This window comes from Pseudochrobactrum albidum (genome assembly GCF_051851455.1).
Lineage (GTDB): Bacteria > Pseudomonadota > Alphaproteobacteria > Rhizobiales > Rhizobiaceae > Pseudochrobactrum.
Window position 1 is genome coordinate 1 of sequence record NZ_JBPVTR010000015.1, and the last position, 21,070, is coordinate 21,070.

Below are 21,070 nucleotides of genomic sequence, written 5' to 3' on the forward strand. Positions count from 1 at the left end.
CGACCGCTGATCATGCTGCTCAGCGAAGGGCAGATGAATGATTGCAAGGGCGCAGCGCTGATGATCGAGGCTTTCCCCAAAGCCAGAACGCTGCTGGCTGACAGGGGCTATGACGCCGACTGGTTCCGAGCCGCGCTGGCCAAACGCGGAATTGCCACCTGCATCCCCTCAAAAATCAACCGCAAGGTGCCAAGGCGGTTAGTGCCAGATCGGGCGTGTCGGTGACATCCTCGACCTTCATGGTGGTGCAGAGCTTCCAGGCGATGATATAGCGGGAATAGTCGTCCAGAATGGCCGACAGATAAAACCATCCCCAGCCGATGACCTTCAAATATGTAAAGTCGGTTTGCCACATCTCATTTGGTCGCGAGGTCTTGTCCCTGAACGCGTCATTGGCCTTGATGACGATAAACTGAAGCTTCTGATACAAAATAACTTTCCTTATCGGTGAACTTCACCGCCAGTTCGCGCGGCGACAGGTCGGCATGATCGAGCGCCAGTGCGATGATATGATCCCGGATGTCGTCAGGAATGCGGTTCCACACCCGCAATGGTGGGGACTCTAGTCCTTCAACACCGTGGGTAAGGAACCGATTATACCATCGATAGAAGGTCGGTCTTGGAATACCCAGCTTGTCGAGGGTTTGTCTGGCTGACAAATGCGACTGCTCCACAAGTCGGATGATCTCAAGCTTTTCGGTGGCGGGATATCCCATTCGTCGTCGCCCCCCCATCCCCGATCATGCTTTTTTTGAACAGACGGTTTTCCAGCGTGACGTCGGCCAATGCCTCCTTCAGGTCACGGCTCTCACGACGCAGTGCCTTAACCTCGTTACTGGTCACCGAATGGGCAGTATCGCCAGCAAGGCGCTTCTTGCCCGCTTAGAAAAATTCCTTCGATCAGCTATCACAAAGGCTTTCGGTGATCCTTTCGCGGCAGCACAGTGCAGCAATGCTGTCTTCGCCGCGAAGACCGTCCAGAACAATGCGGATTTTATCCTCTACCGAATAATGCTTGCCCGTTGCGCGCCGTATATCCTTGATCGTCTTATCTGTGGTAGATGTACCGTTGGATCTCTGTAACCGGAACGCAGCCACACATTTTTCCGGTTTAGTTCTTTGAGTAAAACCTATAATAGCACATGCATAAGGCGGGAGTTGCAAAAGATCTCGCCATCAGTAGCCTGATTAAGCCGGCATCGCGCTAAGCCGCCAGCATCCAGCCGTCATTCGCAGCCCGTTTTAACAGCGGCGTTGTAAAACATTCGCGCACTATATCTGCATAATCTGCGCCAGCTTGTTCAAGCGCAATGCGCCAGCGCTCAGTTTGCAGCATGGCGGCGCCGATAACAACAGGCTTGAGTGCACGGGCGTTTAACAGGTTGAGTGCAGCCACAATCGATTTACCGCTGGAGATGACATCATCCACCAGAGCAATGCGGCGGCCATCAAGCAGGGGCAGCATACGCGGATCAATATAAAGCCGCTTAATCTGATCCGGCGTGGTAACGGAAGATAGCGGAACCGACAGTTTTTCCTCATACCAGAATTTACGTGAAGTGCCCAAAGGCACATAACGGCTATGTCCAAGTTTGCGCGCCACCTCACTGGCAAGGGTGAGCCCCAGTGTCGGCAGGCCGACAATCACATCCGGTTCAAAGACCTTCAGCTTGGCGGCCAGATCATCAGACAAGGCATCAACCACCTCAAAAGCGGCCTGATTGACAATCAGTGATGCCAGCGCATGCTGTTTGTCGGAAAGCTGGCGGATTGGCAATTGTAACTGGCGTCCATCATCCAGCGTGGCGGGAAAAAAGGTTTCAAACACGCCTTTGCTGACAAATGTTTCAGGCGCGTAGAGTTTTTGCCAGAATTCATGCGGTTGCATCATGGTCTCCTGACAATTCCTGGCTCACAAGGCGGATCCAGAAGCGCACGCCATGTTCAATCGCCTCATCGTTAAAATCATAGGCGGTATTGTGATGCAACGCACCATCTACCGCAGGGCCGTTGCCAAGCCACACATAGCAGCCCGGCGCTTCCCCGGCGAAAAAGGCAAAATCGTCCCCCGCTGTGGAAGGCGGAAAACTGGTGCGCACCTTGTTACCAAACACATCCTGTGCGGCACGTAACGCGCGCGCTGTGGCATCCGCGTGATTGACAACCGGTGGGATGCGGCGGATAAATTCATAATCGGCAGCAATGCCATACATCATGGCCGTGCCATGCGCGAGACGGCCGATCTCCTGTTCCAGCTGATCGCGCACATGGGGAGTATATGCCCGCGCTGTGCCGCCGATTTCAACAATATCCGGAATAACATTGAGTGCCTTCGGATCTCCGGCCTGTAAAGAACACGCGCTGACAACAGCCGGCTGCAGCGGATCCACCACACGGCCGATTATGGTCTGCAGGGAGGCGATAAAAGTGGCGACGGCGGTTATTGGATCCTTGCCAAGATGTGGTTTGGCGCCATGGGTGCCGGTGCCGCGAAAGGTGACGCGCCAGCTATCGGAAGAGGCAAGCTGAGGCCCTTCAACCACGGCGATTTCATCCGTATCAAGGCCCGGCATATTATGCAGACCATAAACAGCATCGCAGGGAAATAAGCGGAAAAGCCCTTCCTCCACCATGCGTTTGGCACCGCCGCGGCCTTCTTCCGCAGGCTGGAAGATGAAATGCACAGTGCCGGAGAAATTGCGGCTTTTTGCCAGGGCGCGCGCGGCTCCAAGCAGCATGGTTGTATGGCCGTCATGGCCGCAGGCATGCATTTTGCCGGCAAATTTGGATTTATAGGGGCGCTCTGCCAGCTCAGGCATTGCCAGTGCATCCATATCCGCACGCAGGCCAATAGTGCGGGTGCCGTTGCCGATCTGCAATGTGCCGACCACACCGGTGCCGCCAAGGCCGCGGTGGATAGAAATACCAGCCTCTTCCAGAAGTCTGGCAACAATAGCCGATGTGCGGGTCTCTTCAAAGCCAAGCTCAGGATGCGCATGGAGATCACGGCGCAGCTCCGTCAAAAAAGCAATATCGTCAAGAACAGGATCAGTCATAAAAATTACTCGATTGATTGCAGAACAGGGCAGGGCAGCACTTGACCGGTTTTGACATCGGCAATGCCCTGATCTGTCTGATGCGGGCCTGCATTACAGGCCAGGGTTGCTCCAAAACAGGCTTTGAAAATGAGATAGGGCGGCTGCCAGTCAACCACATCATCCATGGCTGTGCGCAGGCTTGCAAATTGCGTGGCAACATCCTCAAGCGGCGCTTCTGAAACGAGGCCGGAAACCGGCAATGGCAGCAAAGCGGTGATTTTGCCGCCAAGAGCAACCGCCATGCCGCCGCCGGCGGCAATCACCGCATTGGCCGCAAGCGCCATATCTTCTTCATTACCGCCAAAAACCGTGAGATTGTGGCTGTCATGGGAGATTGTGGTGGCAAAAGCGCCGCGCCAACTGCCCCATTCCCGCAGAAAACCGACGCGCGGTTTTGCTTCAGCCCGGCCATGGCGGTGGGCAACGGCGATGATGGTTGCGCCTTGCGGCGGCACTACAAAACCATTCTCTACGTTTGTTTCTGCTTGCCCCCATTGGGTAAAACGCGGTCGGTCAATGGTGGCCACAACAACGCGGCCGGCCTTGGAGGAAACACGAAAATCATCGGCACACAGAGCGCCAATCTTCATGGATTGCAGGAATGCACCGGCATTTGTGTCTGTGCATGGTTGCAATAATGTGCTGTTTTCTGCGGTGACCCTGCCATTGACAAGCACGGTCTGTGCTGTGAACGCAGACAAGTTATTGAAAATCACAATATCCGCACGGCGGCCTGCCGCAATCAAGCCCAGATCATCACGGCCAAAGCGGCGCGCTGCATTGAGCGTTGCTGCCTGCAAGGCCCATTCCGGTTTCATGCCATAGCGCACCAGACGGCGCACCACATCATCAAGGCCGCCGGCATTGAGCAGATCATCGGGAAAAACATCATCCGTGCAAAGGGTGACCGTTTGTGGCAGATGGCCGAGGCGGTTCAGCTCCTGCACAAATTCCGGCAGCAGATGGTCGTGTGAACCGCGCATCTCGATAGTGAGACCGGCGTGCAGTTTTTCCATCAGGTCTTGGCCGGAAACCAGTTCATGATCGGAGGTCACACCGGCAGCCATAAAAGCGGCGAGGTCAGAGCCGGTTAGGCTGCGTGCGTGACCGCAAACCGGTTTGCCTGCTGCTAATCCTGCATGCACAATGGCGCTCATGCGTGGTTCGCCGTCAATGACATTGCGCATGGTCATCACTTCTGCAATGCCGCCGATCTCAGGGCGTGCCAGCAGGCCGGCCAGCACAGAAGCGTCAAAATCTGCGCCCGCCAGTTCCAGCCCCGGCGCTGACGGCACGCAGGATGGCGCGAGCATGATGGTGCGCAGGGGCAAATCGCGTGTGGCACGGATTGCCCAATCCACACCGGCAACACCATGCACATTGCCAAATTCATGCGGATCCCAGACAATAGTGGTCACGCCGCGTGGTACAACCGCCTGTGCGTAAGTTGACGGGGTAATCATTGAGCTTTCAATATGCATATGCGTATCGATCAGCCCGGGTGTGATATAGCCGCCTTTGGCATCAATAATCTTAAGCGCATCCTTGCGGCTGTCCGGCGCATGCACCGAGGCAATCAGCGCGCCGGTAATACCAATATCGGCACGGCGATGTTCGCCGGTTACCATATCTATAATTGTGCCGTTGATAATCAGGCAATCAAAGGCCTCTGCGCCGCGTGCCGCCGCAGTTGCCTTTAGTCGCAATGCAGGTGCGGCCAGATCAAAAGGTTCGTTCAATCTGCTCATTTTTTAGCTGCCTCGGCAATCAGCGCCTCAAAGATAATGGCGCGAATAGTCTGCACATCGCCGTCTGCGGCATAGGCGGCGTTGAAACTTGCATGGCTGGCGCGGGTTTCCACCACGGTACGTCCACGTGTCAGTGAGCCGCAGAGTTCCGCACCAATGAAAGCCGCATCAAAACGCACCAGGTCAGGGCAGGCAAAAGCCACGGCTGCCGCCGGATCATAAAGCGCCATAGCTGTGCGCCCGCGCGCAACGGCAATATTGATGAAACCACCGGTCATATCAGCCAGCAAAGCGGCATTGGTGCCGCCGGCCGCACGAATTGGCTCGGCATCCTGCGGACTTGCCAGAATCCTGCGGCAAAAATCAAGCTCCACCATTTTTAACGGCAAATTATGCGCCAGTATGATAGCCAGAGCTTCCGGATCGGCAAAGGCATTAAACTCAGCCGCAGCCGTGTGGTTGCCTTTACCAATGCCGCCACCCATCCAGACCAATTCGTCTATTTTTGCTGCAAGGTCAGGCCGTGCTAGTGCCAGTGCGGCAATATTGGTCAGCGGCCCCAGTGCCAGCACGCGCTTGGAGCCGTTTGTATGTTTAAGCCAGTTGCAAAGCGCGGCAAAGGCATTGCCTTGTGTGTTGTCTTCACAAACAGGCAGGCTCAGGCCGAGCGTCGGAATGCCGGTCTCACCGAGGATTGAGGCGGCTGTTTCGATCTTTCCAAGAACCGGTTTGGCACGCCCGCGGCAGACCGGAAAATCCCAGCCAAAAATCTGTGCCGCACCTGCAGCATTACGGCAGACCTGATCCAGTTCCGTATTGCCAAAAACCAGGGAAATACCGTCAATATCAAGCCCCTGATGTTTGACCACCAAAATAGCGGCAATATCATCAAAGCCCATATCCGTATCAATCCACACGCCCATATTTGTAATTTACTCCCGCTCCAGAATTGCAGCCTGATCAACCGGGAGATCAAAGGCAATGTCCTGGCCAAGCGTAAAGGCCGGCAATGATGCATCCACATCTGCCTTGACCTGGCCAAAGGCTGTTTCCAGTACATATTCACGCGTATTGCCGGCAAAAGCCGCGCCGCGCACAATGCCCTTGAGCGGCCCTTGCCCGAGTGCGACGATTTTGGGGCGAAAAGCCAGACCGGCAGCCTCAGGCAGTGCGGCATCTAACGGCACTTGTGCGGTTTCAGAATAAAGTTTGCCATCGCGAATAGTATAGACATTCTCAAAGCCGACAAAATCAGCCACAAAGCGCGAGGCGGGTGCGTTATAGATTTCTTCCGGCGTGCCGATTTGCTCAATTGCACCGGCGCGCATTACCACAATACGGTCGGCCAGTGCCAGCGCCTCTGCCTGATCATGGGTTACGAAGATCATGGTTATGCCGGTTTCCTGCTGCACGCGCTGCAATTCGGTGCGCATATCAAGGCGCAGGCGCGCATCGAGATTGGAGAGCGGCTCATCAAGCAGCAGCACTTTAGGCTCCATCACCATGGAGCGGGCAAGGGCAACGCGCTGTTGTTGCCCGCCGGATAATTCCGGCGGCTTGCGACTTGCAAATTTTGTCAGGCCAACGGATGTCAGGCCGGCCTCAACTTTCTGGCGCAATTCATCGCCCCTGATGCCCTTGAGCCTGAGGCCAAAGGCAACATTGTCAAACACGGTGAGGTGCGGAAACAATGCATAGGACTGAAATACCAGACCGATTTCGCGCTTATTGGCGGGGGTGCGGGTAATATCATTGCCATCAAGGCGGATGCTACCGCCTGCCACATCCATCAGGCCGGCAATGGCCCGCATGGTGGTGGTCTTGCCGCAACCTGAAGGGCCGAGCAGCGCCAGCAATTCACCCTTGCGAATGCTCAGGTCAAGTTTGTCCACGGCTGTGGTTGTGCCATAGCGCAGGGTGAGCTGGTCGAGGGAGAGAAAGGCTTGATCAGACATAGCGGGAAAATCCTAGGAAGCGTTCTGCGAGCAGGACAATGCCCATGGACAAAAACGCAAGCAGTGAGGAGAGAGCGGCAATGGAGGGATCAAAGACGATTTCCATATAGCCCAGCATATCAATTGGCAGAGTGCGCACACCGGGGCCGGAGAGAAACAGCGAAACCGGCACCTGATTGAAACTGGTAACAAAACCGAGGATGAAAGCGGAAAGAATACCGCCCTTGATATTTGGCATGACCACACGGAAAAATGCGCCGGCACGCGAGCAGCCAAGCAGCACCGCTGCTTCTTCCATATCAGAGCGCAGATTATTGAGACTGGCTGAAACCACACGCACGGCATAGGGCAACACCAGTGCCGTATGCGCCAAAAACAATGCCAGGGTTATAGGCATGCCAACCGGCACCACAAAATAACGCAGCAGCGCCAGACCGACAATGATGCCCGGCACAATGATTGGCGAAGAGACAACCGTGCGTACGGTTTCGGAAAACGGCATTTTATAACGCGCCATCGCATAGGCTGCCGGCACACCGAGCATGAGCGCCACGACTGTGCCGCCAACCGCCAGAACCATGGATGTGATAAAACTTTGCCGGAAACTTTCTACTGTGAAGACCTTATAGATCCATTTCAAAGAAAAGCCCTGCGGTGGAAACGCCAGCGTGTCGCCCGCTGAAAAAGAAGCGGCAACAATGATGACAAACGGCCCGATCAGAAACACAATAACGAGCCAGAGAACCAGATTGGCCGGATGCAACAGCCGGAAAAGCGAATGCGGGTTCATTTTTTGGCCTTAACAGTAGCGATACGCTTCAAAAGCACATTGGCGGCAAAACTCATCACCACAAGAATGAGAGCAATGACACTGGCTGAAGCAAAATTATTGGATACGGTGACATGTTGGTAGAGCAGGGTTTCCAGCATTAAAACCTTGGAACCGCCAAGTATCGCCGGCGTGATATAGGCGGTGAGTGAACCGGTGAACACCAATGTACCGCCGATCACCAGCCCTTCTTTGGTCAGGGGCAGAATGATTTTGGCAAAGATCACCAACCAGCTTGCGCCAAGCACACGTGCTGCAGGCACCACATCTTTCGGCAGGTTTTCCAGCGCGCTGATCAGTGAAATAACCATCAAAGGCAGGAACAGCTGCAGGAGACCGATAAATATCGCGGTTTCACTGAATAACAGGCGTATTGGTGCATCGCTCAGCCCGATAAATTGCAGAGCCTGATTGATAATGCCCGTGCGCCCCAGAATAACAATCCACGCATAGGTGCGGGCAACCGGCGAAATCATCATTGGCAGCATGATCAGGCCGATCATCCGACCCTTGGAACCGGCGGGCATGCCAACAATTGCCCATGCGGTGGCATAGCCAATGATTGCTGCAACAATGGTTACCTCCAGACCAAGCCGCAAAGTACGCCAGAAGACGGTGCGGTTCATCGGCTCGGAGAAAAAATCAACCCACGGGGCGATTGTCCATCCCTGTGTTGTCCTGAAACCTTCAGATAATAAAAGTATAACAGGAACAAGGAAGACAAGTGCCGCGAAAAGAGCTGCCGGCAATGCCAGCCACAAGGCCTCGGTGCGGTTGTTGAACATGAGCTTTCCTATTAGGACAGCCGGTTTATATAAACCGGCGGTGAAGCGGCGCTTATGCTGTGCCGTAAAAAACATTGCCGGATAAAAGCGGAAACCGCCTTTGCAGATTAGGCGCAAAACAAAACAGAAAGCTGCCCGCAAATTTTAAAAATTTTACGGGCAGCATGAACAGAAGGCCGGATTTACTGGCCGACCCTGGCGTTCCACTCTTTCAGCCATGTATCGCGATGATCAAGCACAACATCGGACGGGATAAGCTGCAGGCTCTTGGCGGTTTCCTCGCCATAGGTGATATTGCCTGCAACATCATCAGACACTTTCACTTCCTTATTGGCCGGGCTATCAACCAGTTTTTCAGCGATTTTGGCCTGAATTTCCGTGGAGAGCCAGAAATCCATAAATTGCAGTGCCAGATCACGGTTTTTGGAATTCTTGGTAACAACCATCACATTCATGCCGCCGGTCTGGCCTTCTTTTGGCGTTGCCCAGGCAAGCGGCAGATCAAGCTTGGTAAAAGGCGCCCAGGAAAAGCGCCCGATTGGCGCCGCCCAGATCTCTTCTTGCTGCATCAATTGCACAAGCTGTGAGGACTTGACGTAAAAAGTTACAATATCATCGGCTTTTTCACCAACAGCCGTAATGGCATTTGTAAGATCTGCACTGTCATGGCCAAGGGCTTTTTCCAGCATGTAAAGTGTTGTTGGGCCCTGATTGGTTGTCACATTGGGAAAAGCAATATGGGAAGCATATTCAGGCTTCAAGAGATCAGCCCAGGACTCGATTTTCATCTTGTCGGTACGATAGACAATTGAAGTGGCATAAAAAGTATAACCAACGCTCATACCATCCTTGTTCGGATCTTTGGCAATGTCGTAGAGCTTGTCATAATTGGATAAGTTTGCAGTGTCGATCTTGTCAATCAGGCCGGCGCGGGCAGCCTGCAACCCATCGGCCATGGAAACAACGGCCATATCCACAACCGGATTTTCCTTATTGGCTTCCATCTTGGCAAGGCGTTCCACACTGTTGCCGGTTTCAACAACCAGTTTACAGCCGCATTTTTCTTCAAACGGCTTATAGAGAATTTCCTGAAAATCATCCTGCGCAAAAGCGTATACCGAAATGGTCAGGGTGCGATCAGCTGCGTAAGACGCTGTGGTCAAAAGCGCCAGAGTGGATGCGGCGATGAGTTTCTTCAGCACTTTCATAGTCCTTTGCTGGATGGTGTTCAGAGAGTAAGGAGCGGCAGGTTTGGCGTGGTATCAGTGTCATCGGCACGCGGGCGCTGCCAAATGCGGGAACCGGGCCTTGATGATTTTGTAATTTTCCCTCAATCGCCTGAATCAGGGAGGCAATGGCAATCTCGCCAATGCGCGGCAGATCCATGCGCACGGTGGAAAGTGCAGGCGTGATGCCGGAAGCCCAGAACAGATCGTCAAAACCGATCACGCTCACATCATTCGGCACGCGATAGCCGCTGTGATAAAGTTCGGTTATTGCGCGCAGTGCATGCACATCGGAAACAGCAGCAATCGCGGTAACGCCGGCGGCAATTTTTGCATTAAGCCCAAGATGGGCACCTTTGCCGAATTCTGCCTCATGCTGCTCAATCCACAAAATTTCAATATGCGTTTGTTTGCCAAGGCCGGCACGGATGCCGCCAAGCCGGTCGCTTTGCACAACAGAAGCCGGATTTTTTCCGATGAGCAGCACTTTTTGATGCCCGCATGACAGCAGATGCCGCCCCACCAGTTCACCGCCCTGCCAATGATCGGCAGCAACCGTATTGCCGGGGGTGGAGGGGCTGTCAATCACCGCAACGGGAATATCAAGACCGGCAATGCGTGTGCCAAGACGAGGCACAATCACCAGACCATCAACGCCATATTCGATTAGGCGGCTGATCGCCTCGGTCTGCAGGCTGATATCCCCGCGGGAATCGGCAATCAGGATGCCATAGCCGGCCGCAGCGGCCGCAGCCTCAATTGCCTGTGCGATCTGCGGAAATAAAGGATTGGCAATATCGGGCAGCACCAGCCCCAAAACACTGTTGCGTCCTGTGCGCAAGGCTCGTCCTGTATGACTTGGCACATAGCCCATGCGCGCGGCCTGTTCTTTTATACGGGCAATGAGCGCTGCTGAAACACGCCCCTTTCCGGACAGGGCATTAGAAACAGTTGCAACCGACACGCCAAGAGCCTTAGCCACATCGCTAAGATTGATCGTTTGTTTGGGTTGCACGGGGTCCGGCATAAAGGCGACCTTGATTAATCGTTTAATCATCTCTCGATACGGACTCTTCTGCACAGAGTCAATCGGCTTGTTACAAAAGCGGGGCAGAACAGGGGAGGGTTATACACATTTTGTTGAGGCAAGAGCCGGATGAAGTTTAAAAACCGCGATCAGGCTGTTTCCTCCTGTTTAAAACAGGTAATAAATGCTGCAAAAACGAATGAAGCCCTGCCGTCTTGCAACAAACGACAGGGCTTTGGAAGATTATAAAATATCAGCCGAAGATTTTAAAACGTTCAGCATCGTCAATATATGTTTTTTCCGCAAAAGGTGCCGCATTGGCGCCAAATGGCATTTGCGCTCTCATTTTCCATGCAGGGTTGATATTCCACTGCGCGGCTACCTCATCATCAATCAGCGGGCTGTAATGTTGCAGGCTGGCGCCAATGCCTACAGAGGCAAGCGATGTCCATACCGCAAATTGTGCCATACCGGATGAATGTTCTGAAAAGGTCGGAAAATTATCCGCATAAAGCGGGAATTTTTGCTGCAGGTCTTTGATTGTTTCCTGATCTTCAAAGAAAAGCACTGTGCCGGCACCGGCTGCAAAGCTGTTCATTTTTGCATCGGTTGGTGCAAACGCATCAGCAGGAACAATTTTGCGCAGCGTCTCACGTGTTATATTCCAAAGCTTTTCACTCTCTGCACCAAACAAAATAACAATGCGGGAGCTCTGTGAGTTAAAGGAGGACGGCGCTTGTCGCACGGCTTCCTCAATAAGACGAATGGTTGCGTCTTTGGAGATTGGCAGATCTTTGCCAAGAGCATATTGGGTGCGGCGCTGTTTGAGAAAAGAAATTACACTGCTTGTCATACTGGTGAGCCTTTTATAGATTTTTGTTTTTTAGCAATAGCGAAATTGATAGGGCTTATTTATATCAGCCGGCACAAAAGAAAAAGCTCGGAACTGTGAACAATCTGTTGCGTAAACAGGGCATAAATTGCCGAGAACATCCTTTCATTGTCCATTATTTGCAAATAATGGCTCTTTATTTCCGGTAAAACAGCTTTGCTGGAAACGGGCGCGCCTGATAAACCGGCAATTAACAAAAATCTGCACTTGCGATTATAAACGGGGGTTATACTCTGATAAACAGCTGAGTGACTCACGGGGAACAGAATGACGCCGGAAGATATTTTTGTAACACCGCAATGGGTGAAAGAGCGCCAGGGTCAATCCGGTCTGAAAATTATAGACGGATCCTGGTATATGCCGGCTGCAAAACGCAATTGCGCTGAAGAATTTGAAAAAGTCCATATTCCGGGCGCAGTATTCTTTGATCAGGATGAAATTGTCGATCCCGCATCATCTTTGCCGCATACTGTGCCATCGCCGGAGGTGTTTGCCGCTGCTGTTGGCAAGCTTGGCATTAAGGTTGATGATGAAATTGTGATTTATGAAACCGGCGACCTTTTTGCTGCGCCGCGTGTGTGGTGGCTGTTTTATATTATGGGCGCGAGAAAGCTTCATATTTTGCGGGGCGGCATTGCTGCCTGGCAGGCAGAGCGTTTTGCCACGCAAAGTGGCAAAGCTACACCGCAACCGGTTGAATTCAAGCCATCTTATGCGCCGGAAAATATTGTTTTTATTGAAGAAATGGTTCTTCTTGCCAAACACCGGCAAGCCCATATTGTTGATGCCCGCTCTGCAGAGCGGTTTACCGGAGCTGTGCCGGAACCACGCGCCAATGTGCGCTCCGGCTCAATCCCGGGTTCGGTGAATGTTCCCTATGGCTCACTGGTGGAAGAGGGTGCATTCAAACCGCTTGAAACCATGCAGGTTATTTTTGAGGCGCAAGGCGTGCTTAAGGATAAGCCGGTTGTAACAAGCTGTGGTTCCGGTGTGACTGCGGCAGTGTTGTTTTTGGCGCTAAAACTGATCGGTTATGAGAATGTACGTCTTTATGATGGCTCCTGGACAGAATGGGGAAGTGTGACCTGATAAGCATTTTTAATATAAAATTCTTTTAACAGGGGAGGGGTGAGTGGCTTATTCCTCCCCGCCTGTATTTTTTAGAACATATTCGCGCTTTATGTGCCCTGCCATTGATCTTGATCAATGAGAAAGCTGCCTGAACGTCGCACATAACAGGAAAGAGACGACTCAGGAGTTTATTATGAAGCTTGTTAAGGCATTGATCCTATGCGGCATAGGATTGTTTGGCGCAAGCTATGCTGTCGCTGTTACTTCCCACCATTGGTATGCTCCCAAACAGGAAGCTGAAGTTAATATTCAGGATCCGGAGTTAATTAAAAAAGGGGAATATCTGGCGCGGGCCGGCGATTGTATTGCCTGCCACACAGCGCCGGGCGGCAAGGAATTTGCCGGCGGGCTTGGCATGCAGACCCCGCTTGGCACAATTTATTCCACCAATATTACACCTGACAAGAAAACCGGTATCGGCAATTACAGCTATGGCGATTTTGAGCGCGCTGTACGCCGTGGTGTGCGCCCTGATGGCGTGTCTCTTTATCCGGCCATGCCTTATGTGTCTTATGTCGTTGTTAAAGATGATGATATTAAAGCGCTTTATGCTTATTTCATGTCGCAGGTCACAGCTGTTGAGCAGGATAATCAGCCTTCCACATTGCCCTGGCCGATGAATATGCGCTGGCCGCTGGCTTATTGGCAGATGCTGTTTGCTCAGCCGCGGGAATTTGCATCGGCAACCGGCATGGATATGATGGTTGATCGTGGAGCCTATCTGGTTGAAGGGCTTGCCCATTGCGGCGCCTGCCATACCCCGCGGGGTATTGGTTATCAGGAAACGGCATTGAGCGATGACAAGAGCGGAAAATATTTATCCGGCTCGGTGCTTGAGGGCTGGTATGCAAAAAATCTGCGCGATGAAGACACAGGCCTTTCCACATGGACGGAAGCAGAAATAGTCGATTTTCTGAAAACAGGGCGCAATGATCGCACGGCTGCCTTTGGCGGTATGTCGGATGTGGTGGCCCATAGCACACAATATCTTACAGATGATGATCTTACAGCCATTGCGCGCTATCTGAAAAAACTGCCTGCGCGTGCGGGGCATCCGCAGCAATGGACACCCAAACAGGATGTGACAACTGCCGCCTTGCGTGAAGGTGATTTATCCGCACCGGGTGCCAAAGGTTATGTGGATCATTGCGCGGCATGTCATCGTCTTGACGGGCGTGGGGCACCGCGGATTTTCCCTGCCCTTGCCGGTAATTCCATCGTTTTTGCTGAAGATCCGAGCTCGTTGATCCAGCTGACACTGGATGGTGCAGCCATGGCAGATACGCCGCATGATCCGATGGTGTTTAAAATGCCGGGCTTTGCCCATCTCACCAATAAACAGGTTGCAGATATTCTCAATTTTATCCGCAATGGCTGGGGCAATCATGGCTCACATATCAAAGAAAGTGACATTGCGCGGATGCGTCATCTGATTGAGCACAAGCCTGTGCACTATGTTCCGGAGGCAAAATAATGAGCAGGAAATTCTGGATCGGAACAGCGGCAGCTTTTATTGTGGCGCTTGGTGCCGCAGGTGCCGGATGGACATTTATCGTGCAGCCTTCACGTATCGATGCCAAGCCTGTGCCGGCTTTTGATGTGGTGGATGCCGATGGCAATGTGGTTGGCAAATATACCGTTCCAAGCGATGATCTGATCGTTAAGGAACCGGATGCCGATGCAATCATGTATGGCAAGCGGCTGTTGAATGAGACAGCCCGCCTTTTGCCTGAAAATGTCGGTGCGGGGTTGAACTGTAACTCTTGCCATTTGTCCCAGGGCAAGCTGGATAAAGGCGCTCCTTATATCAATTCCTATAATTTTTACCCGCGTGTCATGCCGCGCGCAGGTAAGGAAGTTGATCTGGTGATGCGTATCAATGGCTGTTTTCAGCGTTCAATGAACGGTAAGCCGCTTGATCCTAAATCCAGAGAAATGGAAGCCATGATCGCTTATATGAAGTGGCTTGGCCAGGGTGTGCCGAAAGGGCAATTGGTCAAGGTCTCAGGCGCTGGCAAGATTGATGAAACGCTGATACCCGACCCTGTAAAGGGCAAGGCTATCTATGCAGCCCAATGCGCGGCCTGCCATGGCCATGACGGGGAGGGGATGAAAGACCAGTTTGGTGATTATATATTCCCGCCGCTCTGGGGTGATGACAGTTTTAATATTGGTGCGGGTATGGCACGTACCTATAAGGCGGCAGCTTTTGTAAAATATAATATGCCTGTCAGTGTGCATTTGGGCGGCCCGCTGGGGCAGGGCGGTGTGTTGACTGATCAGGAGGCTGTGGATGTGTCAGAATATTTTACCCATATGCCGCGGCCGGATTTTGCCGGCAAGGTTCATGACTGGCCGAACATGCCAAAACCAAAAGATGCCCGCTATTAATTAAAAAGACTGTTAGTCTGCAGATATTAAGACCGGCTGCAATATAAAGCGGCCGGTTTTATTGTTATAAAAACAGCCTGAATGCCAAACAGGCATTTTCTGAACATGATTATGTGTTTATTATGTAATTTTTTAACATGCATCTGAAAATGCTGGAGGTTTTGTGAAAAAACTGCTTCGATTTGTACTGATTGTGGTGATTGCCGCCATTGCCCTTGCCGGCCAGCGTTGGTACAGCTATGTCACCAATACCAAAGACCCGTTTGATGAAGTTGGCATCACTTTGCAATCTTATATGCCTGCATCCCTGCGCTATTGGGGCTGTATGCAGCTGAAGCAAAATTTCGGCACCAAAACCCTGCCGCCTTATGGTTGCCAGTCTCCTCAACGCGGCACAGACTGGGTTGAATAGGATATTCACGCTGAGAACAGGCACGGTAAAACAATATTTTTAAGTGCCTGTTCCTTCAGCGCCAGCTGAGAAAATAATGCTCAATCCGGCCAATGATCCAGCTGGTTATCAATCCGAGAGCGGAGAGAATGGTAACGCCGGCAAACAGGCGCTCAAGATCATAAAGTGAGCCGGCTTCCAGAATATAAGCGCCAATGCCATATTCCGCGCCGAGCATTTCAGCGGCCACCAGCAAAATAATGGCAATAGCCACAGAAACACGCAGGCCTGAAAGAATGCCGGGTAAAGCGCCCGGCAGCACAATTTTGCGGATGAGCGACCACCAGCTCAGATTGAAACTTTGCCCCATGCGGATCAGGCTGCGGTCCACATTATCAACAGCGCCGTAAGTGGCCACAACAGTCGGTGTAAAAGTGCCAAAAGCAATCAGCGCATATTTTGACATTTCGTCAATGCCAAACCAGATCACAAACAACGGCAACAGCGCGATTTTAGGGATGGGAAACAGTGCGGCAATCAATGGCACGAGACCGGCGCGGATATAGGAAAACAGGCCGATCATTGTGCCAAGAAGAACACCGGCAATAATGCCGGCGCTTGCCCCCACAAACAGACGCTGCAGAGATGGCAATAAATGCTTCCATAACAAGCCGGTATCATAAAGCTGATAAAAAGTGCCAAGCACGGCAGAAGGGCGCGGCAAGGTAAGGTTGGAAATAAAACCGGTGCGGGTGCCAAATTCAGCCAATGCAATGAGTGCAATAAACAGAACCGGCGCAATAAAACGCACTTTAACCGGCGCAAAGCCGCCGCCGCGAAAGGGTACAGGGCGGATTGTTACGCCTGATTCAAGGCCTGATGTTTTTGTCATTTCAACAGCTCCTGATCGGCGGCCATAGCCTCATCACGCATTAATGCCCATAATTCCTGTTGTTTAACATCAAGCTCCGGATCGGCCAGATGGCGCTGATCAAGCGGCGTATCAATTGTCACGACCTTATTGATACGTCCGGGGCGGCGTGACAAGATAACAATTTTATGGCCAAGGCGCACAGCCTCAGCCAGATTATGGGTCACATAAACAGCCGTAAAAGGCTGGCGCATCCATAAGGATACCAAATCATCCATCAGCAATTCACGTGTCTGGCTGTCTAATGCCGAAAGCGGCTCATCCATCAGCATAACATCCGGCCGCACCGCCAATGCGCGGGCAATGGCCACGCGCTGTTTCATGCCGCCGGAGAGTTGTTTGGGATAGGCATTGGCAAAATCGCAGAGGCGCGTGCGCGCCAGCACATCGGCGATAATGGCTTTTATCTCTGCGGCGGGCAATTTATGATCTTCCAGCACCAGCCGGATATTGCCCGCCACAGTGCGCCATGGCAGCAGGGCAAAATGCTGAAACACATAAGTGAGCGGGTTGAGCGATGCCGCTGAGGCCTCACCAATCTGCAAAACCGCACCGGAGGATGGCTGCTCAAGCCCGCCGATAAAACGCAGCAATGTGGATTTACCGCAACCGGAAGGACCGATCAGGCAGACAATCTGCCCCTGATTGATCTCAAGCGTGATATCACGCAGAACCTCGACATTTCCGTAATGGTGGCTGATATTTTGTAGCAGCAAATCCATGCTTATTGTACTTCTTCTGGTCAGGCGGGCAATAGTCAAGTCAGGCACGTGCTACCTCAAAACAATGCGATTTTCCGTTTGCAAGAAAACCGCACTGTTTTTGATAAGCTTATCCGTTGGATATCAGATAGTTTTGACGTAACTGGTATCAAACAAAACTTCAGGGGTGATCGTGTCCTTGACCATTTTTTCATCCTTGAACCAGTTCAATTGTTCCGTAACCGAAGCAAGGGACAGCGCAAGGCCTTTATTAATCCGCATGGCGCCATTGACCAGATTGGTTTTGGCCTGCTCAAACGGCAGATCCATTTCCACATATTTATGGGTGATTTTGGCAATGGCATCCACTTCTTCCGCAGAAGCGGTTTTATCCACTAAAGCAGCATTATAATCATCAATAGCTCTGGAATAGGCGCGGATAAAGGCCTCGGTTTTGGCGCGCTCCTGTGCGGCATTTTTTGTGGAGGTGAAAACGGTTGTCACCTGATAATCCGGCGCGTAATCAGAGATCAGGCCGATTTGTTTTGCCGCACCTTCAGCAATCATTTTTTTAGCAATGCTTGGCTGGATAGCCCATGCATCAATCTGGCCGGAGGTCAGCGCACCGACAATCGCGCCCACTTTTTGCAATGGGCGCAGGGTAATATCAGATAGTGCAATATTATTGGCTTTGGCGATTTTATAGGCCATGAAGTGGAAAGATGAACCGGCTGTGGTGATACCAAAGCTCTTGCCTGCCAGATGTTTCGGATCGGTGAGGCCTGCTTCATAGGCTTTGTTGGAGGCAAGAATAATCTGTCCTGCAAGGCCTTTTTCCTCCTGCAGAGAGCCGCCGATAACCTTAACGGCGTTTTTCTCGGCCAGATTGATCAGGCCGCCGCTCATTGCTGTTACGCCGAAATCGACATCACCACCGGCAATGGCAACGGCCATTGGCTGTGCGGCTTCAAAATATTTGAATTCCATAGCGAGATTTTCAGCTTTGAAATAACCCCGTTCCATCGCAATAAAGCTTGGTGCCTGACTGGCAAGACGGATAATACCAAGAACAGCCTTGATCTGTGCATCCTCAGCTTTGGCAGAAAATGTGAAAGGCGCAACACTCAAGGCGCCGGCGGCGCTGAAGCCCGCCAGAGCCTGACGACGGGTGAGCTGAAATTTTGGCATCTGTTTGTCCTTATCTCAAGCGGCAGTGAGGCAGCGGCAATAATCTGTCGTGCTTTACTCACTTGCCGTCCGCCCCGATGCTTTATTGCTTTTGCGAGCCGGAATTTTTGCAATGATTTCGCGTCTTGTTGTAGAACAAAGTTTTTAAAAGTTGAAGCCAAAAGCTGGCCGGATATATTTTCTGTGTGAATTGCGCGGCAAAAAAGCCTCCGGCTTTGGATTGATGGCTGTTTTTCGGCTTTCAGAATAATAATTTAAACAGGATCAGGCAGCGATAACAGGTTTGTTACCGGACAATATTTTTATAATCGCATTAACCCTTTCGCTGTATTGAACTTAAGACAAACGGCAATTTTAGAATTTGTTGTTAGATGGCAAGGTGATTTTCATGCCAGATGGCAGAGGTTGAAGATTGCTTATTGGGTAGAATAAAGGCGTTTGGCTAGCGGGGGCAGTGCCTTGTGTGGTTTGGCAGGATATATCGGGCAGATGCAGAAACAGCGGGCAGAAAAACTGCTGCCTGCCATGGCCGGTGCAATTGCCCATCGCGGGCCGGATGAAGAAGGCCTTGCCGTGCTGGATGGTGCGGGGCTGGCGCATAAACGCCTGTCGGTTGTTGGTATTGCTGATGGCCAGCAGCCAATGGCGATGACAGAACAGGACTGTGTTCTGGTTTTTAATGGCCAAATTTTTAACTATCAGGCCTTGCGCCGTGATCTGCAGGCGCAAGGGGTGCAGTTTCGCACACACAGTGATACGGAAGTGATCCTGCAGCTCTATGGCCGCTATGGCACAGACTGCCTGCACTATATGAATGGTGATTTTGCCTTTGCCTTGTGGGATGCGCGCAAAAGGCGCATGTTTATTGCCCGCGACCGGCTGGGGGTGCGCCCGCTTTTTTATACCACAATGGATGGTATTTTTTATTTTGCCTCAGAGATCAAGGCATTGCTGCGCGCGGGTGCAGCGGCGGAACTTGATCCGCTGGCGCTGGATCAGATTTTTTCGCTCTGGGCTCCGATCGCGCCGCGCACAGCGTTTCGTAATATTTATGAGCTTGAGCCGGCTCATATGATGATCTGCGATGCGGAGGGAATTAAAATGCTGCGCTATTGGGCGCCGGATTATCCCGATCGTGATGATAATACGCTCATGCGAGATGAAAATGAGGCTGCCGAGGCGCTGGAGGCGCTGTTGCAGGATGCGGTTAATTTGCGGGTGCAGGCTGATGTGCCGGTGGGCACCTATCTTTCCGGCGGGCTGGACTCCTCATTAATTGCAGCTTTTGCACAACCGTTAACCAAAGGAACATTGCATAGTTTTTCCGTTGGTTTTGACAATGCGGATTATGATGAGAGCCGATTTCAAAACACTGTGGCGCAGGCACTGCATACACAGCACCACAATATCCGCTGTGCTGATGGCGATATTGCCGCTATTTTTCCGGATGTTATTTCAGCCGCTGAAGTGCCATTGGTGCGCACCGCACCCGCACCGCTTTATCGTCTGGCGCAATTGGTGCGCGACCATGGCATGAAAGCCGTGTTAACCGGTGAAGGGGCGGATGAGGTTTTTGCCGGCTATGATATTTTCCGTGAGGCGAAAGTGCGCCGTTTCTGTGCCCGCCAGCCGCATTCACAAATCAGACCGCAGCTGTTTCGCAGGCTTTATCCTTATCTTGCCAATCTTAAAGCTCAGACACCGGAATATCTGGCAGCATTTTTTGGTGTGGAAGGAGCAGATTTTGCCGATCCGCTTTTTTCACACCGGCCGCGCATGAAAGCAACAGGCGCTGCAAAACTGTTCTTTTCGAATGATCTTAAACAATCTGTCGGTGATTATGATGCCGGTGAGGAGCTGGTATCTAAATTGCCGGCACAATTTGGCCGCTGGCATGCGCTGCATCAGGCGCAATATCTGGAATGCCGCTTTTTGCTGCCCTCCTATATTCTCTCCAGTCAGGGAGATCGCATGGCAATGGCACATGGCGTGGAAACACGGTTTCCGTTTCTTGATTACCGCCTGTCGGAATTTGCCGCGCGTCTGCATCCCTCCCTCAAATTGCATGGTCTGACGGAAAAGTTTTTGCTGCGCCGCATTGCGCGCAATCGTGTGCCGGCAGAAGTGCTGCAACGCCAGAAACAACCCTATCGCGCGCCGGACAGCCAGTCTTTTACCGGCAAGGGCGAGAAAGATTATGTGCGTGATCTGATGGATGAGGCGCGTATTCTGCAGGGTGGTTACTTTAATAGTAAAGCTGTGGCTAATTTATTTAATAAGAATAAGAGGCAAGGTTTAAGCAGTTTTCGCGATAATACAGCCTATATTGGTATTCTTTCCACACAATTATGGTTGAAAAAATTTACCAATAGTCTGAAATAAACAAAAATTAGATTCTTATATAATATTTATTATCCAATTCCTGTGTTAGGATAACAGGAAAAAAATATTATGTAAGGCCTGAAAAAACGTCACGACGCCGCGGGCAGTATGGTGTTTTCTGGAATAGGATATGATGATGAGTGAGAATGTGAAAAACCGTCTGCGTGCGTTTATTATTGAGAATTTTTTGTTTGGTGACAATGATTACGCACTGGCAGATGATGCTTCGCTGATTGATAATGATATTATGGATTCAACCGGCGTGCTGGAACTGGTGGCATTTCTTGATGAGGCCTTTGGCATAAAAATGCCTGATGCAGATATTGTGCCGGATAATCTCGACAGTGTGGAAAAGATCACCGCTTATCTTAAAAACCATCAGCCGGCGTAATTAT

At 51.7% G+C, this 21,070-nt stretch carries 20 protein-coding genes and 1 pseudogene; 7 read left to right on the forward strand and 14 right to left on the reverse strand.

Annotated elements, in window-relative coordinates:
- Positions 1-60 precede the first annotated feature (60 nt).
- Complete coding sequence (locus ACSTTO_RS01365) at positions 61-225, forward strand: hypothetical protein (RefSeq protein ID WP_439271383.1); 165 nt, start codon at positions 61-63, stop codon at positions 223-225.
- On the opposite strand, the pseudogene ACSTTO_RS01370 reads toward ACSTTO_RS01365, so the two are convergent.
- The 11 genes and pseudogenes from ACSTTO_RS01370 to ACSTTO_RS01420 all read right to left on the reverse strand — a co-directional run.
- Positions 194-1,098: pseudogene (locus tag ACSTTO_RS01370) on the reverse strand (helix-turn-helix domain-containing protein); the annotation flags it as partial. The gene ACSTTO_RS01365 and the pseudogene ACSTTO_RS01370 sit on opposite strands and share 32 nt — an antisense overlap.
- A gap of 106 nt (positions 1,099-1,204) precedes the next feature.
- Positions 1,205-1,888 (reverse strand): phosphoribosyltransferase, encoded by a 684-nt coding sequence (locus ACSTTO_RS01375; RefSeq protein WP_439271385.1) that lies wholly within the window; start codon positions 1,886-1,888, stop codon positions 1,205-1,207.
- A complete protein-coding gene (locus tag ACSTTO_RS01380; RefSeq protein WP_439271307.1) occupies positions 1,875-3,056 on the reverse strand; it encodes a M20 aminoacylase family protein in 1,182 nt (393 codons plus the stop codon). Before ACSTTO_RS01380 ends, ACSTTO_RS01375 begins: the two co-directional genes overlap by 14 nt.
- A 5-nt stretch (positions 3,057-3,061) precedes the next feature.
- A complete protein-coding gene (locus ACSTTO_RS01385; protein ID WP_439271308.1) occupies positions 3,062-4,846 on the reverse strand; it encodes an adenine deaminase in 1,785 nt (594 codons plus the stop codon).
- Positions 4,843-5,769 (reverse strand): nucleoside hydrolase, encoded by a 927-nt coding sequence (locus ACSTTO_RS01390; protein WP_439271309.1) that lies wholly within the window; start codon positions 5,767-5,769, stop codon positions 4,843-4,845. The genes ACSTTO_RS01385 and ACSTTO_RS01390 overlap by 4 nt, the downstream gene beginning before the upstream one ends.
- 9 nt (positions 5,770-5,778) lie before the next feature.
- Positions 5,779-6,801 (reverse strand): ABC transporter ATP-binding protein, encoded by a 1,023-nt coding sequence (locus ACSTTO_RS01395; RefSeq protein WP_439271310.1) that lies wholly within the window; start codon positions 6,799-6,801, stop codon positions 5,779-5,781.
- A complete protein-coding gene (locus ACSTTO_RS01400) occupies positions 6,794-7,591 on the reverse strand; it encodes an ABC transporter permease (protein ID WP_439271311.1) in 798 nt (265 codons plus the stop codon). The genes ACSTTO_RS01395 and ACSTTO_RS01400 overlap by 8 nt, the downstream gene beginning before the upstream one ends.
- Positions 7,588-8,415, reverse strand: a complete 828-nt coding sequence (locus tag ACSTTO_RS01405) for an ABC transporter permease (protein ID WP_439271312.1) — start codon at positions 8,413-8,415, stop codon at positions 7,588-7,590. The genes ACSTTO_RS01400 and ACSTTO_RS01405 overlap by 4 nt, the downstream gene beginning before the upstream one ends.
- 182 nt (positions 8,416-8,597) lie before the next feature.
- Complete coding sequence (locus ACSTTO_RS01410) at positions 8,598-9,617, reverse strand: ABC transporter substrate-binding protein (protein WP_439271313.1); 1,020 nt, start codon at positions 9,615-9,617, stop codon at positions 8,598-8,600.
- On the reverse strand, positions 9,553-10,668 hold the full coding sequence (locus ACSTTO_RS01415) for a LacI family DNA-binding transcriptional regulator (protein ID WP_439271314.1): 1,116 nt from the start codon (positions 10,666-10,668) through the stop codon (positions 9,553-9,555). Before ACSTTO_RS01415 ends, ACSTTO_RS01410 begins: the two co-directional genes overlap by 65 nt.
- A 253-nt stretch (positions 10,669-10,921) precedes the next feature.
- A complete protein-coding gene (locus tag ACSTTO_RS01420; protein WP_439271315.1) occupies positions 10,922-11,521 on the reverse strand; it encodes a nitroreductase family protein in 600 nt (199 codons plus the stop codon).
- Positions 11,522-11,827: 306 nt separating this feature from the next.
- Between ACSTTO_RS01420 and sseA the strand changes: the two genes are divergently transcribed.
- From sseA to ACSTTO_RS01440, 4 genes are all read left to right on the forward strand, one after another.
- The gene (gene sseA, locus ACSTTO_RS01425; RefSeq protein ID WP_439271316.1) at positions 11,828-12,649 is read left to right on the forward strand and encodes a 3-mercaptopyruvate sulfurtransferase; all 822 of its coding nucleotides are present in this window, start codon (positions 11,828-11,830) and stop codon (positions 12,647-12,649) included.
- 175 nt (positions 12,650-12,824) lie between these two features.
- Positions 12,825-14,165 carry a c-type cytochrome gene (locus tag ACSTTO_RS01430; protein WP_439271317.1) on the forward strand — a complete coding sequence of 447 codons (1,341 nt, stop codon included), beginning with the start codon at positions 12,825-12,827 and terminating at the stop codon, positions 14,163-14,165.
- Positions 14,165-15,082, forward strand: a complete 918-nt coding sequence (locus ACSTTO_RS01435) for a c-type cytochrome (protein WP_439271318.1) — start codon at positions 14,165-14,167, stop codon at positions 15,080-15,082. The genes ACSTTO_RS01430 and ACSTTO_RS01435 overlap by 1 nt, the downstream gene beginning before the upstream one ends.
- A 163-nt stretch (positions 15,083-15,245) precedes the next feature.
- Positions 15,246-15,494 (forward strand): hypothetical protein, encoded by a 249-nt coding sequence (locus tag ACSTTO_RS01440; RefSeq protein ID WP_439271319.1) that lies wholly within the window; start codon positions 15,246-15,248, stop codon positions 15,492-15,494.
- A gap of 55 nt (positions 15,495-15,549) precedes the next feature.
- Here ACSTTO_RS01440 and ACSTTO_RS01445 read toward each other — a convergent pair whose 3' ends face one another.
- The 3 genes from ACSTTO_RS01445 to ACSTTO_RS01455 form a co-directional block, all read right to left on the reverse strand.
- Positions 15,550-16,365, reverse strand: a complete 816-nt coding sequence (locus ACSTTO_RS01445) for an ABC transporter permease (RefSeq protein ID WP_439271320.1) — start codon at positions 16,363-16,365, stop codon at positions 15,550-15,552.
- Complete coding sequence (locus ACSTTO_RS01450; RefSeq protein WP_439271386.1) at positions 16,362-17,126, reverse strand: ABC transporter ATP-binding protein; 765 nt, start codon at positions 17,124-17,126, stop codon at positions 16,362-16,364. The genes ACSTTO_RS01445 and ACSTTO_RS01450 overlap by 4 nt, the downstream gene beginning before the upstream one ends.
- A gap of 123 nt (positions 17,127-17,249) precedes the next feature.
- Positions 17,250-18,293 carry an ABC transporter substrate-binding protein gene (locus ACSTTO_RS01455; protein WP_439271321.1) on the reverse strand — a complete coding sequence of 348 codons (1,044 nt, stop codon included), beginning with the start codon at positions 18,291-18,293 and terminating at the stop codon, positions 17,250-17,252.
- Between the two features lie 459 nt (positions 18,294-18,752).
- On the opposite strand from ACSTTO_RS01455, the gene asnB reads away from it, so the two are divergent.
- Together asnB and ACSTTO_RS01465 are read left to right on the forward strand one after the other, a co-directional pair.
- Positions 18,753-20,675, forward strand: coding sequence for an asparagine synthase (glutamine-hydrolyzing) (gene asnB / locus ACSTTO_RS01460; protein WP_439271322.1), 1,923 nt, complete (start codon positions 18,753-18,755; stop codon positions 20,673-20,675).
- A 136-nt stretch (positions 20,676-20,811) separates the two neighbouring features.
- Positions 20,812-21,066 (forward strand): acyl carrier protein, encoded by a 255-nt coding sequence (locus ACSTTO_RS01465; RefSeq protein ID WP_439271387.1) that lies wholly within the window; start codon positions 20,812-20,814, stop codon positions 21,064-21,066.
- Positions 21,067-21,070: the final 4 nt, after the last annotated feature.